The 15,993-nt window shown below is 65.6% G+C and carries 14 protein-coding genes and 1 pseudogene; 7 read left to right on the forward strand and 8 right to left on the reverse strand.

The features are described from left to right. The first annotated feature begins 54 nt into the window (after positions 1-54). Positions 55-1,416, forward strand: coding sequence for an FAD-dependent oxidoreductase (locus AC4LGL_RS15405; RefSeq protein WP_491839520.1), 1,362 nt, complete (start codon positions 55-57; stop codon positions 1,414-1,416). Here the strand turns inward: AC4LGL_RS15405 and AC4LGL_RS15410 are convergent. Then, positions 1,413-1,865, reverse strand: coding sequence for a 6,7-dimethyl-8-ribityllumazine synthase (locus AC4LGL_RS15410; RefSeq protein WP_491839521.1), 453 nt, complete (start codon positions 1,863-1,865; stop codon positions 1,413-1,415). The genes AC4LGL_RS15405 and AC4LGL_RS15410 overlap by 4 nt on opposite strands. A gap of 9 nt (positions 1,866-1,874) precedes the next feature. After that, positions 1,875-2,636 (reverse strand): alpha/beta hydrolase family protein, encoded by a 762-nt coding sequence (locus tag AC4LGL_RS15415; RefSeq protein WP_491839522.1) that lies wholly within the window; start codon positions 2,634-2,636, stop codon positions 1,875-1,877. Between the two features lie 144 nt (positions 2,637-2,780). Here AC4LGL_RS15415 and AC4LGL_RS15420 point away from each other — a divergent pair, with 144 nt between their 5' ends. Both AC4LGL_RS15420 and AC4LGL_RS15425 read left to right on the forward strand, forming a co-directional pair. After that, complete coding sequence (locus AC4LGL_RS15420) at positions 2,781-3,674, forward strand: mycobacterial-type methylenetetrahydrofolate reductase (protein WP_064961132.1); 894 nt, start codon at positions 2,781-2,783, stop codon at positions 3,672-3,674. A gap of 30 nt (positions 3,675-3,704) precedes the next feature. Further along, positions 3,705-5,204 (forward strand): annotated as a pseudogene (locus AC4LGL_RS15425) (DUF222 domain-containing protein); the annotation flags it as partial. A gap of 306 nt (positions 5,205-5,510) precedes the next feature. Here AC4LGL_RS15425 and AC4LGL_RS15430 read toward each other — a convergent pair. Next, positions 5,511-6,107: a TetR/AcrR family transcriptional regulator gene (locus tag AC4LGL_RS15430; RefSeq protein ID WP_491839523.1), complete on the reverse strand. Its 597-nt coding sequence runs from the start codon at positions 6,105-6,107 to the stop codon at positions 5,511-5,513. Positions 6,108-6,186: 79 nt separating this feature from the next. Here AC4LGL_RS15430 and AC4LGL_RS15435 point away from each other — a divergent pair, with 79 nt between their 5' ends. The 3 genes from AC4LGL_RS15435 to AC4LGL_RS15445 are packed head-to-tail and all read left to right on the forward strand — an operon-like array spanning position 6,187 to position 10,188. Then, positions 6,187-7,614, forward strand: a complete 1,428-nt coding sequence (locus AC4LGL_RS15435; RefSeq protein WP_491839524.1) for an ABC1 kinase family protein — start codon at positions 6,187-6,189, stop codon at positions 7,612-7,614. Next, entirely contained in the window at positions 7,611-9,011 is a 1,401-nt protein-coding gene (locus AC4LGL_RS15440) for an ABC1 kinase family protein (RefSeq protein WP_491839525.1), read from the forward strand. Before AC4LGL_RS15435 ends, AC4LGL_RS15440 begins: the two co-directional genes overlap by 4 nt. Further along, entirely contained in the window at positions 8,998-10,188 is a 1,191-nt protein-coding gene (locus tag AC4LGL_RS15445) for a cytochrome P450 (RefSeq protein ID WP_491839526.1), read from the forward strand. Before AC4LGL_RS15440 ends, AC4LGL_RS15445 begins: the two co-directional genes overlap by 14 nt. Here AC4LGL_RS15445 and AC4LGL_RS15450 read toward each other — a convergent pair. Genes AC4LGL_RS15450 through AC4LGL_RS15460 form a run of 3 tightly spaced genes read right to left on the reverse strand, consistent with a single transcriptional unit; the run spans position 10,169 to position 12,427 of the window. Further along, on the reverse strand, positions 10,169-10,981 hold the full coding sequence (locus AC4LGL_RS15450) for an SDR family NAD(P)-dependent oxidoreductase (protein WP_491839527.1): 813 nt from the start codon (positions 10,979-10,981) through the stop codon (positions 10,169-10,171). The two genes, AC4LGL_RS15445 and AC4LGL_RS15450, sit on opposite strands and share 20 nt — an antisense overlap. Next, entirely contained in the window at positions 10,974-11,378 is a 405-nt protein-coding gene (locus tag AC4LGL_RS15455; protein ID WP_491839528.1) for a nuclear transport factor 2 family protein, read from the reverse strand. The genes AC4LGL_RS15450 and AC4LGL_RS15455 overlap by 8 nt, the downstream gene beginning before the upstream one ends. Next, on the reverse strand, positions 11,375-12,427 hold the full coding sequence (locus tag AC4LGL_RS15460) for a zinc-binding dehydrogenase (protein WP_491839529.1): 1,053 nt from the start codon (positions 12,425-12,427) through the stop codon (positions 11,375-11,377). Before AC4LGL_RS15460 ends, AC4LGL_RS15455 begins: the two co-directional genes overlap by 4 nt. 117 nt (positions 12,428-12,544) lie before the next feature. On the opposite strand from AC4LGL_RS15460, the gene AC4LGL_RS15465 reads away from it, so the two are divergent. Continuing rightward, entirely contained in the window at positions 12,545-13,375 is an 831-nt protein-coding gene (locus tag AC4LGL_RS15465; protein ID WP_491839697.1) for an IclR family transcriptional regulator, read from the forward strand. On the opposite strand, the gene AC4LGL_RS15470 is transcribed toward AC4LGL_RS15465, so the two are convergent. Next, on the reverse strand, positions 13,341-14,051 hold the full coding sequence (locus AC4LGL_RS15470; protein WP_491839530.1) for a fumarylacetoacetate hydrolase family protein: 711 nt from the start codon (positions 14,049-14,051) through the stop codon (positions 13,341-13,343). The genes AC4LGL_RS15465 and AC4LGL_RS15470 overlap by 35 nt on opposite strands. Positions 14,052-14,076: 25 nt before the next feature. Further along, positions 14,077-15,903 carry an acyl-CoA dehydrogenase gene (locus AC4LGL_RS15475; protein WP_491839531.1) on the reverse strand — a complete coding sequence of 609 codons (1,827 nt, stop codon included), beginning with the start codon at positions 15,901-15,903 and terminating at the stop codon, positions 14,077-14,079. Positions 15,904-15,993 lie beyond the last annotated feature (90 nt).

Here is a 15,993-nt window from a genome sequence, read left to right on the forward strand (position 1 = left end):
TCACACGGCCGCACCTTCTATTTAGGCTTGCCTTACCTAAATAGAAGGGCTGGCATGAGGAAGATCCAGGTAGCAGTCATCGGCGCGGGCCCGGCCGGCATCTACGCCGCCGACATCCTGACCAAGGAGTACGAGCACGCGCGCGTCGACGTATTCGACCGGTTGCCTGCCCCGTACGGACTCGTGCGTTACGGAGTCGCCCCGGATCATCCGCGGATCAAGGAGATCATCAAGGCCCTGCGACGGGTGCTCTCCCGTGACGAGAACAGCGTGCGGTTCATCGGCAATGTCCACTACGGCACGGATCTGCGGTTGGCCGATCTGCGCCGCCACTATGACGCGGTGATCTTCTCCACCGGGGCCAGGGCCGACCGGCAGCTGGACATCCCGGGCATCGATCTGCCGGGAAGCTACGGTGCCGCCGACTTCGTGTCCTGGTACGACGGGCATCCCGACGTACCCCGTACGTGGCCGCTGACCGCGAAGCACGTCGCGGTGCTCGGTGCGGGCAACGTGGCACTCGACATCGCGCGCATGCTGGCCAAGCCGGCTGACGAACAACTCAGCACCGAGATACCCGGCAACGTCTACCAGGGGTTGGCCGCCAACCAGGCCACCGACGTCCACGTCTTCGCCCGCCGCGGGCCGGCACAGATCAAGTTCAGCCCCATGGAGTTTCGCGAGCTGTCGCACTCACCCAGCGTCGACGTCATCGTGCATCCGGAGGGTTTCGAGATCGACGAGGCCAGCCAGCACGCGATCAACACGAGCAAGTCGACCAGGCTCGTGGTGGACACCATGATGAAGTATCTGCAGCGCGAGCCCACCGGTGCGGCGCACCGCATTCACCTTCACCTGTGCCAGTCGCCGGTCGAGGTGCTGGGCACGGAGCGAGTCGAGGGCCTGCGCACCGAGCGCACCGAACTGTGCGGCGACGGGAATGTCCGCGGCACAGGAGAATTCACCGATTGGCCGGTGGAAGCGGTGTACCGCGCCGTGGGTTATCTGTCATCGCATCTGGCGGAGCTGCCGTTCGACCACCACGCGGGCGTCGTCCCGAATGACGCGGGCCGGGTGCTGGATATCGACGGTGGGTTGATCGACGCCGCGTACGTGACGGGGTGGATCAAGCGAGGCCCGATCGGGTTGATCGGACACACCAAGTCCGATGCGGCCGAAACCGTCGCGAGCCTGCTCAACGACCTGCCGGGCCTGCGGACTCCCGAAACTCGCGATCCTGACGCGATACTCGAGCACCTGTCGGCCAACGGTGTCGACTACACCACGTGGGCGGAATGGGAGCGCCTCGATGCCCACGAGGTCTCCTTGGGAGAAGTGCAGGGGCGTGAGCGGGTGAAGGTGGTGGCCCGAGAAGACATGATCCGGGCCGGCCGTGACGCCCTGGTGCGCGACTAATCCAGCGAGCTGTGCAATGCCAGGGTGGCCGCGACGGCGTTGGCCGCCTCCGCGCCCTTCTTGACGAAGTGCTTGGTGAAGTAGTCGATGTGCTCGTCGTGTTCGTGGAAGTGATGCGGGGTGAGCACGACCGAGAACACCGGCACCTCGGTGTCGAGCTGCACGCGCATCAGACCGTCGATCACCGCGGTGGCCACGAACTCGTGGCGGTAGATGCCGCCGTCGACCACGAGCCCGGCCGCGACGATCGCCCGGTAACGTCCGGTGAGTGCCAGACGCTTTGCGGTGAGCGGAATTTCGAAGGCGCCGGGCACCTCGAAGAACTCGCACGCCGTGCCGTCGAAGCCATGGGTGCCGATCTGCTCGGTGAACCCCTCTCGGGCCTTGTCGACGATATTGCGATGCCAGGTGGCTTGCACGAACGCGATCTGAGTGGCTGCGTCAGACATGTAGCGACGCTATCGCACGTCGAGGTAGGCGTCGGCCCAGGCGCCGATGATTCGTCCGGCGCGTTTGGCCTGCCCGGGCCCGGTCAGCAGGTGTTCGGAACCTTCCAGCGAGACGAAACTGCGCGGATGGCGGGCGGCCCAGAAGATGTCGCTGGCGTTCTTGATGCCGACGGTGTTGTCGGTCGGGGAGTGCAGGATGAGCAGTGGCATCTTGAGGCCCTTGATCTTGTCGAGCAGTTCCGTGGCTCGGACATCTTCGACGAATGCGCGCTTGAGGGTCAGGGTCTTCCCGCCGACCATCCACTGCCCGCTGCCCTCGGCGCAGACCTGCTCGATCACTGCGTCGTACTGACGCTCGACGTGTGTGGGATCGAACGGTGCACCCACGGTCACCACCGCCCGGACACCCGGTGATCGTCGGGCCGCGGCAATGACGGCCGAACCGCCCCACGAATGTCCGATCAGGATGTCGGCCGGGGTGCCGCGCTCGGCCATGAACTTGCAGGCCTCGATGATGTCCTGGGTCTTGTGGGTGAACGAGCCGTCACCCCAGTCACCCTCGGACCCGCCCAGGCCGAGTGCGTCGTAGCGCAGCATCCCTATGCCGTCGGCAGCCAGCTGTTTGCAGATGCGCGAGGCGGCGGGAGAGTCCTTGCCGAGGGTGAAGCCGTGCGAGAACACGCCCCAGCCGCGGACCGGTCCGACGGGCCGATCGATCACCCCGGCCAGCATCGGGCCCGTCGAACTGGGGAATGTGACGCGCTCAGCCATGCAGGTGGTCTACCACGCCGCGGATTGGCGGAGGTACCTGTGTGGTCGCACGATCTGGCTCCGTAGGGTGGATGGACCGGCCGGTCATGGTCAACGCTGCCCGTGACGCCGTGTCTGAATGTAATGAGAGTGTGGAGCAATCAGGTGCCTCTGAACACCATCGCGCTGGAACTCGTCCCGCCGACCCTTGATCGCGGTGTGCAGTACCCCGTTGACGAGGCGCGAAAAGTGCTCGCCTTGGCATCTGAGACCGGTATCGAAGGCCGGATCCGCCACGTGATGATCCCCGGGATGATCGACGAGGACGACGACCGTCCGATCGAGATGAAGCCGCGGATGGATGTCCTGGACTACTGGAACATCCTCCGGCCCGAGCTGCCCGGCATGCGCGGTCTGTGCACACAGGTCACCTCGTTCCTGGACTCCGAGGCGCTGGGCAAGCGCCTGACCGATCTGAGTGCGGCGGGTTTCGAGGGCATCGCCTTCGTCGGCGTGCCTCGGACGATGAAAGACGGCGAGGGCGAGGGTGTGGCCCCGACCGACGCCCTGTCGACCTATGAGGACCTGGTGCCCAACCGCGGCGCCATCCTGATCCCCACCCGTGAGGGCGAGCAGGGCAGGTTCAACTTCAAGTGCGACCAGGGCGCGACATACGGCATGACCCAGCTGCTGTACTCCGACGCCATCGTCGAGTTCCTGACCGAGCTCGCCAAGACCACCGATCACCGCCCCGAGATCCTCCTGTCGTTCGGGTTCGTGCCGAAGATGGAGACCAAGGTCGGTCTGATCAACTGGCTGATCCAGGACCCGGGCAACGAGGCCGTCGCCGCTGAGCAGGCGTTCGTCACCGACCTGGCCCAGCGGGAGCCCGCCGACAAGCGCCGGCTGATGCTCGACCTCTACAAGCGGGTCATCGACGGCGTGGCCGAGCTCGGTTTCCCGTTGAGCATCCACTTCGAGGCGGCCTACGGGGTGTCGAAGCCGGCGTTCGAGACCTTCGCCGAGATGCTGGAGTACTGGGCGCCCGACCGGGTCTAGTTTGCGCCGGCCGCACTTGTCGGTGGTCGAATGTATGTTCGATTCATGGTGGCGGGTGCGGTCCAGGCGGTAGCGGGGTTACGCGCCGCGTACGACGCGTTCGCCGGGTGTGATTTCGGTTCGTTGACCCGCGCTGAGCTGGTCGCGGTGCTCGACGAGTACGAAACCCTGACGTGCCAGCTGCCTTCGGTGGCGCATCGGCTGCTGGCCCACCTGCAAGCCGGATCCACTGCGCAGGAGTTGGGCGCCAAAACCTGGAACGAGGTGCTGCGGATCCGCTGGCGGCTGTCGACCACCGAAGCCAGCCGCCGCCTGGGTGAGGCCGCCGAGTTGGGGCCACGGCGTTCGTTGACCGGGGAGCCGTTGCCTGCGGAGCTGCCCGTGGTCGCTGCCGCCCAAGGTGCGGGGTTGATCAACGGGGATCACGTCAAGGTGCTGCGTGATGCGGTGCACCGGCTACCGGGCTTTGTCGATCAGGTGACTCGTGAGCAGTTCGAAGCCGACCTGGTCCGGGTCGCGGTCGGGGTCGGTCCCAAAGAGCTCAAAGACACCGCCGAGTTGCGGTTGTTCCTGCTCGATCAGGACGGCCCCGAACCCGACGACACCGAACGGGCCCGCACACGCGCGATCACGATGAGCAAGCAGGGCCGCGACGGTATGACCGCGTTGATGGCCAACCTGGATCCCGAAGCCGCCGCCGTCATGGAAGTGTTGTTCGCGAAATTCGCCGCTCCCGGGATGTGCAACCCCGACGATGAACAACCCTGCACATCCGGCACCCCGAGCCAGGCTCAAATCGACAATGACCACCGCAGCCTCGCGCAGCGTCAGCACGATGCGCTGATCGTGATCGGGCGGATCGCGTTGATGAGCGATCTGGGTCAGCTCAACGGGCTCCCGGTGTCGATCATCATCCGCACCACCCTGCACGACCTGGAATCGCGCGCCGGGATCGGGATCACCGGGGGTGGGACGAAGGTGCCCATCAAAGACGTCATCCGGATGGGTGGCCACGCCAACCATCACCTGGCGGTGTTCGACAAGGCCACCGGCGCAGCGCTGAACTATTTTCGGGCCCGCCGTACCGCCAGCCCGGCGCAACGCATCATGCTCATCGCCCGTGACGGAGGCTGCACCAAACCGGGCTGCAATGTCGGGGCCTACGGCTGCCAAGCCCACCACGGCGAGGCCGACTGGGCTGCCGGCGGCAACACCAACGTCGATGAGATGGCGTTGGCCTGTGGCCCGGATAATCGCCTGGTCGATGACGGCGGCGGCTACACCACCACCATCACCCCCGACGGTGTCGTGCAGTGGCACCCGCCACTAGAACTGGATCACGGCCAGAACCGCATCAACTACCTTCACCGCCCCGAACTTCTGCTCACCCCACCCGAATCCGATCGCGCACCAGCCGACCTCGCACCGGATCCCACATGGGAATGGGAACGGGCACCAGGCCCCCAACAACAATCCCAGCCGGACCCGAACCCCACCCAAGACCCGGACCCGGAGCCGCGGCCGGTGCCGGTGGTTGACCCAGACCCGGACTGGGACGTGAAGCCAGGCCCCGAGTTCGAGCCGGACGCAGAGTGGGATTTCGACTGGAACACGGACTGGGACAGCACCTTCTGCCAACCTGACCTTCCCAGCTTCGAACTCCTCTGGGACCCAGAACCATGCGCCCTGGAAGCCGTAGAGCCGGAAATTCCGATCGGGTGGACGCCGCTCGACCACCCCGACCCATGGCAACGCATCGGCAACGACCACACCGGCGGCGGCAAGGCAGTACGCGGGCCGTAGCCTCACCCGGTGGTGTGAACCTCGATGGGACGCTCAGCCGAATGATTCCACGCGTGCGGCGAGGGTGGCGGTCCATTCCCGCAGATACTCGTCGTCGGCAGATTGCGCTGTCGGCCGGCGGAAAAGGTTGGACGCGAGCCGTTCTCCGAGCAGACTGTTGATCCCGAGTGAGGCCAGCACCCGGGTCTCGTCACGTGACTTGTTCGGCGCCCATGCGCCGATCCACCCGTTCAGTTCGGCGCACAGCCCGTCGACGAGCGCGGCGTACGCGGTGTCCAGACGGTCGGACAGACCTGCCGGCGTACGGGCGGCGATCTGGAGTAGTTCGCTTTCCTGGTCGATCACCGTGAGCAGGTAGCGACCCAGCACGGTCAGTTCGCTGTGGAGGTCGCCGAGCCCGGCGAAGAGGGCGCGGATGTCCTGCATGGCTGAGCGCCGGTCCAATTGGCGGTCGATACCGGCTGACAGCAGGGCGTCCTTGGACCTGAAGTGGCGGTAGAGGGCCCCCGAGCCAGCCGACAAGCCTGCCGCGGCTTCGATCTGGGAGACGCTGGTGGCTTCAAAACCCCTGTCGCTGAACAACTTCATCGCCTCGGTGACCAGCCGTTCCCGGGTTGATCCGGCCGACATCGTTGACCTCCTGAAAGTGATCACTTACTCTTCGTATGAATGCACTGTACTACGAGTCCAACCCGGTGGGAGTGGTTCGATGGCAGAACAGCACAACCATGTGCCGCAAGGCCGACTCCGGCGGACCATGCCCTTGGCGGGCTTCACTGCCCGTGCTGCCGGCGGCCGCCTCGCCGCGGGAGTGCAGCAACTGGCCGGTGACGGTGGTGCCGTACAGCGGTTTCATGAGCGCACCGCCGAGCGCTATGTCGAGATGCTGGGCCACTCCAAGGGTGTCCTGATGAAGGTTGGTCAGCTGATGTCGTTGATCGACTCATCAGTCGTCGGTACAGGCGGATTCGAGCCCTATCAACAGGCACTGGTCCGGCTTCAGGCTGATGCTCCTCCCATGGCGCCGGCTCTTGTCCGCGACGTCTTGAACGATGAGCTCGACGGCGGAGTGTCGACTTTCGCCGAGTTCAGCGACGAGCCGATCGCGTCGGCCTCGATCGGACAAGTTCACCGCGCCGTTCTGCCCGACGGACGCGACGTTGCGGTCAAGGTGCAATACCCCGGTGTGGCGCAGGCCATCCGAGAGGATCTCGCCAACACGGAACTCATCGCCACGTTCTTGCGATTTGCCACTTCGGCCTCGGGGATCGTCTTCGACCCACGCGAGCTGGCGCGTGAGTACGCCGCTCGTATCGCTGAAGAAGTGGATTACCAGCGTGAGGCGAAAATGATCGCCACCTTCCATCAGCTGTATGTCGACCATCCGTTCTTCCGTATCCCCGACGTCATCGGACATGCTTGCACGGACCGGGTTCTCACCATGACCTACATCGACGGAATCGATTGGACTGCAGCGCAACAAGCTGAACAAGATCTCAAGAACCGCTGGGCGGAAGTGGTCACACGGTTCAGCTACTCGAACCTACGGCACAGCAATTTGCTGCACGCCGATCCGCATCCCGGCAATTACAGGTTCGGCAAGGACGGCAGTGTCGGCTTCGTCGACTTCGGCTGCATCAAGGTTCTGGCGGAACAGAAGCGCAGAATGTGGATTTCCATCGTGCGCAACACCATCGACAAACGTCTCGACGACCTGCGTGCTGACGTAATCAGAGCCGGATTCATCACCGACGACTACCTGATCAGCGGCGAAGAGCTCTGCGATTTCTGGACTCAAGTGTTCTACGACGTCATCGCCGCCCCGCAGCCGGTTACTTACACGCCCAAGAGCACCGCACGAACCACGCGTTGGATGTTCAGCCCCGACTCCGCTAATCCGCTCTCTCGCATGCAAGTGCCCGATGACTACGCCTTCGCTCCGCGGGTCAATCAGGCCCTGACGAATATTTGCGCCGACCTGCACGCCACGCTGCCGGCACGGAGCATCGTCGATGACATGGACGGAGTTGCCGAACCCACAACCGAATTGGGAAAGCTGCACCACGCCTGGGTGCATGAACGAGGTCTACCTGGCGCCTTCGATGACCATACAAGGCTCAGGAGGGAGGTCGGATGACCCCGGCCGACAATGAGGTGCCACGCGGCAGGCTCCGCCGAACCATGCCGCTGGCCGGGTTCACGGCCCGTGCTGCCGGTGGGCGGCTGGTTGCGGGAATCCGGGAGAAGACCGGTTCGCAAGGCGCCGTCGAGCGGTTCCACGAACGCACGGCTGAGCGTTACACCGAGCTATTGGGTCATTCCAAGGGTGCTTTGATGAAGGCCGGCCAGATTCTGTCGATGGTCGACGCCGACGCCATCGGCAATTCCGGGTTCGCCCCGTATCAGAAAGCATTGGCTCGGTTACGGGCCGAAGCGCCGCCGATGCCTGCCGCGCTCGTGCACACCGTCCTCGAGGGTGAACTCGGCCCAGAAGACGAGTGTTTCGCCGAATTCGACGATCAACCGATCGCGGCGGCATCGATTGGTCAGGTGCATCGGGCGGTGTTACGAGACGGACGTACGGTGGCGGTCAAGATTCAATACCCCGGTGTGGCGCAGGCAATCCGGGATGACCTGGCCAACACCGAGCTACTGCTGACATTCATGCGCCTTGGGGCCGCCGCGACCGGCATGACCATCGACATCCGGGCCATGGCCGCCGAGATCACCGCGCGGATCACCGAGGAAGTCGACTATCGGCACGAGGCCGCGATGATCACGGCGTTCGCTGCCCTGCTGAGGGGCCACCCGTCTATCCGGATCCCGGACGTCATCCCGGAGGCATCCAGTGACCGGGTACTGACCATGACCTATCTCGACGGGATGGATTGGGCCGCAGCCCAACACGCCGACCAGGACTTGAGGAACACCTGGGCCGAGGCGATCTTCCGGTTCATCAACTCGGGGTCCCGTCATGGCAACCTCGTCCAGGTCGACCCACATCCCGGGAATTTTCTCTTCAACCCGGACGGCACCGTCGGTTGCCTTGATTTCGGCTGCGTCCAGACCTTCACTGAACGGCCACGCCGGTTGTTCCTCATGTTGATGCATGCCGGGATGGAGGGCCGCTACGACGATTGCCGCGACCTGATGCTGCAGTTGGGTCTGATATCGGCCGAGGAATCGCTGAGTCCGGCGGCCCTGCGGCGCATCGTTTCCGACATGACGCACGCGACGAACCAGCCGCAACCGGTGACCTACACACCGGATCACATGGCGCGAAGCATCCGCGCGCTCCTGGGCGAGCAGAACACTACGGGCATGACAGTGACCCGCGAGTTCGTATTCCTGCCCCGCCTTCAGATTGCTTTCGATCACATCGCCACGGGACTCCGGGCCACAGTCCCCGTACGGTCCATCCTCGAAGACCTCTCCGGCGTCGCCGAGCCCACCACCGAACTCGGGAAGCTGCACCATGCCTGGGTCCGTGAACGCGGATTGCCCTGCGGATTGGATCACCATGACCATCCCTGATCTCGCGCAGGCACGACTTCCCTGGGACGCGGCCGATCCCTATCCGTTCTACGACGCACGGCGCCGCGACGGTGACGTTGTATGGGACGACACCGCACGGGCATGGCTGGTCCTCGGCTATCGCGCGGTCCGCGAGGTGCTGGCCGGACAGCATTGGACCAGCGACCCCCGCGCGAACCTGGCGACCGCTGGCGCAGCGGAATTCTTCAACTCAACATTCGTGGAAGCCAGCATGCTGTTCACCGACGGCTCCGCCCACGGCCGGTTGCGGGGCGCCGTTCGGGATGTCTTCGGCAAGACATTCATCAGCCGACTAACCGAAGGCATCGAATCTATATGTCGTGAAACGATTTCCACGATTCCCGCAGACCGACCCTTCGATGCGATGGCGCAGATTGCCCTCCCGCTGCCGATCGCGGTGATCGGCGCATGGCTGGGGCTCGACGTCGATCAGTGCTCAGCACTGCGCGAGAATTCACCGGCGATCATCCGCCTCCTCGGTGGCTTCGCCGATCGGGGCGAACTCGAAGTCGGGATCGGAGCGGCCGCGGCGCTACTCACCGACATGTTGCCCGCTGCCGCTGATCGGCGAAGCCATCCCCGTGACGACCTGCTCAGCTACATCGCTGCCGACCCGGGCCTCACCCTCGACGAAGTCGTCGTCACCGCAATTCTCGTCGCAGTAGCCGGACACGAAACCACCGCAAACCTGCTCGGTTCCAGCCTTGTCCGACTGCTCACTCCGGACCACGACGGCATTTGCCCGGCAGAGGGGATCGACCTTGCCGACCCGGCAGTAGTCACTGAACTGTTGCGCCTCGACGGCCCCGTCCAGGCGACCGGTCGTACCGCCACCGCCGACCAGACTCTTGCCGGCATCGACATCCGACGCGGTGAAACCGTCCTGGCCTGCGTCGCGGCTGCCAATCGCGATCCCGCGTTCTACCCGGATCCAGACCGATTCCGTCCCGGACGGTCGGGACCTGCCCCGTTGACATTTGGACACGGCGCGCACTACTGCCTGGGTGCCCCGTTGGCTCGGTTGGAAACAACGGCCGCCCTGCGACACATGCTGCGACGCCGACCGACGCTGGTGGGCATCCCTACGTGGCGCGATACCCCCGCCATCCGAGGGCCGCTGACCGTCCCTGTCCGCCTCAGCCCATGGCCGCAGTGACCGCCTGCGCGATGAACCGCACCGCATCGTTGCGGCTGACGGAGGCCATCAACTGGGCCGCCGCCTGAATCTCGGGACCCACCAGGCACGTCGGTCCCTGGGTGAGGTTGGCGAATGCCGCCGCCACCACATCATCGACGGCCGCCGCGCCCGGTGGAGTGTCTTCGGATGAGGAGATCTGGCCTCGCTCGTGTTCCAGCTTGCGCAGGGCAGGAGTGTCGGTCTTACCGAGAATCAGCCCGAGCACGTCGACACCCGAGGGATGTAGCTCGGTCCAGAGTGCCTCGGCGAACACCATGTCGAAGGCCTTGCTCGCGCCGTAGGCCACCATGTTCGGCCCGCCGGCGAATCCGGCCCCGGACCCGAAGATGACGATGCCTCCGCGGCCTCGCTCCACCATGGGCTGCGCGTAGTGATGGCACAGTTGCATCGGCACCAGGCAGTTGCGTTGCACCAGTGACTCGGCATCCGACAGGGGGCTCGACAGGAACGGCCGGAAGTTCGGATCGGCGCCCGCACAATAGACCAGGAAGCCGATGTCGAGATCCTCGGTCGCAGCGATCACGTCACCGGCAGCCCCTGGCACAGCCAGATCTATTGCCAGCGTTCGGGTTTGCACTCCGGTACGTTCCGTGATCTCCGCGGCCACGTCGTCGAGAACCTCTTGCCGGCGGGCCAGCAGCACCACGTTGAGGCCGCGCCGCGCCAACTCCTCGGCCATCGCCGAGCCCACCCCGTCGGAGGCGCCCGCCACCAACGCCCACGGCCCGTACTGGTTGGCGAAGTCAGACATTGGCTATCCGCACCGCGGTGAACTGCCGTCGCGCGATCTGCCAACCCGCTGTGGTCCGGACCAACTCGTCGTCGTAGAAGCCGATGCCGTTGACACCGGAGCTGTTGTCTTGAGCCATGATCAGCGAGTCCACATACGTTCGGGCCGTTGCGGTGTCGCCATCGACTGCGATCGCATGGTTGCTCAGCCGGTGCAGGGTGTGCCCGGCCATCGCGTGCACCTGGTCCATGAACTCGGTGACGGCATCCACTCCATTCCACTTGCCGATCTCGCCGTAGTCCAGCACGCAGTCATCGGTGAAGACGGTGCGGAACAGCGGCCAGTCCCGCCGGTCGATCCCGGTGGCGTAGCGGACGAGTACGTCGATGATGTCCAGGCGGTCGTCGTGGGTCGTCATGCGTGGTCTCCGTTCGGATGCACAATAATTCGCGCCGGACCCACCGACCGGCGGGCCAGGTCAAGCGCGTCGGGAACTTCGTCGAGCGGCATCACCATGCCGATGCTGGGTGTCGGGTCCAGGTCTCCGGCGACGATGGCGTCCAGCGTTCCGTACCAGTCCTGCGGCCACGGCCCGCCGCCGAACTGCAAGGTCACGCCCTGGCGGGTGGCGGTGGTGATGTCGAGGGAGTCGCCGGTGTACCAACCGCCCGCGCAGTAGATCCGGGTACCCATCTCGGATTCCTCGACGATCTTCTGGATCAGGCCCGACGCTCCGACGCATTCGAACACCACCGCCGGGCCCCACAGGTTGCGTTCGGCGCGTACCTCGCGCCAAACGTCCATCGGTGAGCGTTCGGCCGGGTCGACGGCGATGTGGGCGCCGAACTCCTTGCAGGCCAGGGCACGTCGGTCGGCCTGGAAGTCCGAGACGATGATCGGTTCGACGCCGCGGCGGGCCAGTGCCGCGACCGCGGACAGCCCGATCGCTCCGGCGCCGATCACGATGGGGATCTCGCCGGGCTCCAATCTGGCTGAGCGAACATAGAACTCGCCGACCGCGAAGGCGTCCGTCAGCGCGACGGCGTCAACGGAGGCGTCGCCGGTGACGGGGCGGGCGATCGATTCGGCCACCACCAGCAGTTCGGCGAAACTCCCGGGGGTGTCCGGGTGCTGGCCGATGATGTGGGCGCCGTCGGCACCACCGTTGACCAGCCTGATGGGGATCGATGTGGCTCGGCTACCCACGGGGAACTGATCGCTGCAGTCGGCCCCGTGACCGATGACCTCGCCGATGAACTCGTGGCCCAGTACGACGTCACGGTCCGCGTCATAGAGCGATCGGCCGGTCGGATCGTTGAGGCCGAGTTCGGGGTGGTCCATGAAGTGGACGTCGGACGCGCAGATCGCGGTGCTGAGCACGCGCAGGAGAAGCTCACCGGGACCCGGTACGGGATCAGGGATCTCGCGGACCTGGAGTTGACCGGCCCGGAGGACGACTGCGCGCATCGCACCTACCAATTCTCTGATATTCGAGATAATCTCTCGAATTGACAAGGTAGACTGTAGGAACCGTCCAGAACGGAGTCAAGGGTGCGTGGTGCGGGCTCGGCGCCGACGAATCGGGTGCTCGATGTGATCGAGTTGCTGGCGGGTGCCGGTGATACCCGGTTGCGGTTCTCCGATGTGGTCAGCGCGCTGGACCTGACGCAGGCCACCGCGCACGCCATCCTCAAGACCTTGTGCGACCGCGGCTGGCTGATCCGCGATCCCGCTGACAAGACGTTCGCCCTCGGCCCGGGCCTGGCGGTGGTGGCGGCCCGAACGGAGGCCGCGCGACCTCTGGCGCATGCGGCCCGCATTGCCGCCCAAGAACTTTCACAAGAACTCGACTGCGCGGCCTCGGTCGTCGAACGGCTCGATGACGAGCTGGTGATCACCGCGTTCGAGGGAGCCGGCCTTCAGCCGGCCTCGGCGCCGGGCGACCGGATCCGATACGCACCGCCGTTCGGCGTCGCGTTCGCGGCCTGGGGCGGCTCAGATGAGCAACGCAGCTGGATCGAGCGGGCGCCCGGCCTCAGCGAGGAGTTGGCGGGCCGCCTCGAGGAGGTGCTTGCCCAGACCAGGGAACGTGGTTACGACATCGACTGGACGACACCGGACCTGACCCGGGCGGCACAACTGGTCGGCACGTTGTCGAGTGACGGGCTGCCCGACCATGTGCGCGGTATCACCGATCAACTGCTCGCCGAATTCGCCACGATCGGCCTGGTGCCGTCCGGCGGGACGGCAGGCAAGGCGCAGCCGGTGGCCACCATTGCCGCACCCGTCTTCGACGCCGACGGTCGGGTCGCGCTGATCCTGTCGGTACACCCATTGCGATCCATGACCGCCCGCCAGGTGGAGACCGCCGGCCAGCGGGTCAGGCGGGCTGCCGATCGGCTGGGCCGATCGTGAAGCTGAATTCAGCGACTCCTCCGACGCCACCGGAGATGACGTCACCGGGCTGCATCGGCCCGACCCCGGCGGGGGTTCCGCTGTAGATCAGGTCGCCGGGGGCCAGGTCGACAGCCGTCGAGATCGCACTGATGACCTCGGGCACCGACCAGATCAGGTCCTTGAGGTCGCCGTGCTGCTTCAGCTCACCGTTGACCCGCAGCCAGATCTCGCCGCTGTCCGGGTGACCGACCTCTGCGACCGGGCGGATCGGGGTGCACGGGGCCGACGCGTCGAACCCCTTGGCCCAATCCCAGGGCCGGCTCAGCTTCTTGGCCTCGTCCTGCAGATCGCGCCGGGTCAGATCGACACCGACGCCGTAGCCCCAGACCAGCCCGAGCGCGTCGTCCGGTGCCACCTCGCTGCCACCGGACCCCAGCGCGACCACCAGTTCGATCTCGTGGTGAAACGACGATGTCAGCGACGGATACGGGACAGTGCCCGCCGCGTCGATCACGGCGTCGGCCGGCTTCATGAAGAAGAACGGCGGCTCCCGGTCGGGGTCCTTGCCCATCTCCCGTGCGTGGGCCGCGTAGTTGCGCCCCACGCAGAACACCCGGCGGATCGGAAAGCGTCCGGCCCCGCCGCTGACGGGTAGCGATGCCTGCGGCGGGGGAGCGATCACGAAGTCGGCCATGGGAACCATCTTCCCCGGCGCGACGTCAGAACGCGTCGTTGTCCAGTTGCATCACGTCGCCGTCGACCGACTCGATGACCTCACGCACCGCCGTCAGGATCGGCAACATGTTGTGCGCGAAGAACTTCGCCACAGCGATCTTGCCTTCGTAGAACGGACGGTCGCGATCGGTGGCGGTTGTCAGCGCGGCCTGAGCGACCTGCGCGCCGGCCAACAGTCGCCAGCCGATCAGCAGATCGCCCACCGCCAGCAGGAACCGCACCGAACCGAGGCCGACCTTGTAGAGCTGCTCGGGCTGTTCCTGTGCCGCCATGAGGTAGCCGGTGAGGGTGGCGGCCATCGACTGCACGTCGTTCAGCGCCGTGGCGAGCCGGGCGAGCTCAGCCTCCAGCCCACCCCCGGCTTCCAACGTTGCCGAGATCTGGGCCGCGACGTGGGCCAGCGCGCTGCCCTGATCGCGGACGATCTTGCGGAAGAAAAAGTCCAGGGCCTGGATGGCGGTGGTGCCCTCGTAGAGCGAGTCGATCTTCGCGTCGCGGATGTACTGCTCGATCGGGTAGTCCTGCAGGTAGCCGGAACCGCCCAGGGTCTGCAGCGATTCGGTCAGCAGTTCGTAGGCCCGCTCGGAGCCGACGCCCTTCACGATCGGCAGCAGCAGATCGTTGACGCGATGGGCCAATTCGGCGTCCGCGCCCGAGACATGTTGCGCCACCACGGAATCCTGGTGCGCGGCGGTGTACAGGTACACCGACCGTAGGCCCTCCGCGTAGGCCTTCTGGGTGAGCAGGCTGCGTCGGACATCGGGGTGCTCGATGATGGCGACCCGCGGTGCGGTCTTGTCGGTCATCTTGAGCATGTCGGAGCCCTGGATGCGGTCCTTGGCGTACGCCAGGGCGTTGAGGTAGCCGGTGGACAGGGTTCCGGCTGACTTCACCCCGACGGTCATGCGGGCGTTCTCGATCACGCGGAACATCTGGGCGATGCCGTTGTGTACGTCGCCGACGAGATAACCGACGGCCGGGGTGCCGTGCGCGCCGAAGGTGACCTCGCACGTCGGCGAGGATTTGATGCCCATCTTGTGCTCGAGCCCGGTGACGTATACACCGTTGCGCTCCCCGAGTTCGAGGGTCTCCGAGTCGAAATGGAACTTCGGGACGTAGAACAGGCTCAGCCCCTTCGTGCCGGGCCCGGCGCCCTCGGGGCGGGCCAGCACCAGGTGGAAGACGTTCTCGGCGGTATCGCCGACGTCGCCGCCGGAGATGAAGCGCTTCACCCCGTCGATGTGCCAGGTGCCGTCGGGCTGTGCGATGGCCTTGGTGCGCCCGGCTCCCACATCAGACCCGGCATCGGGCTCGGTCAGCACCATGGTGCCGGCCCACCCCTTGTCCATGCTCATGCGCGCCCAGCGCTGCTGCTCTTCGGTGCCGACCTCGGCCAGCGTGTGTGCCATCGCCGGGCCGAGACCGTAGAAGAACATCGCCGACGGGTTGGCGGACATGACCATTTCCTGGATCGCCCACACCAACGACGCGGGCGCCGCTGTGCCACCGGCGTTCTCGGCGAGCCCGACACGCCACCACTCGGCGTCCTTGACGGCCTGCACGGTCTTGGCGAGTGGTCCTGGCACGGTGATGTCGTGGCTGGCCGGATCGAACTCGGGAGGGTTGCGGTCGGCGTCGACGAACGATTCTGCGACAACACCTTCGGCAAAGCGCGCGACCTCGTCGAGCATGGTGCGCGCGGTCTCGGTGTCGAGGTCGCCGAATGCGCCCGAGTCGATGACCGGCCCCAAGGCCAGAACCTGGAAGAGATTGAATTCGATGTCGCGAACGTTCGCGATGTAGTGACCCACGATCCGTCAGCGTCGACCAGTCCTGACGGGGTACGCAAGCGTAGGTTGCAGCAACCTACGGCTACGGAACCGGAGGTTGCCAGTTCAGTA

The sequence above is a fragment of the Mycolicibacterium arcueilense genome (assembly GCF_058536225.1).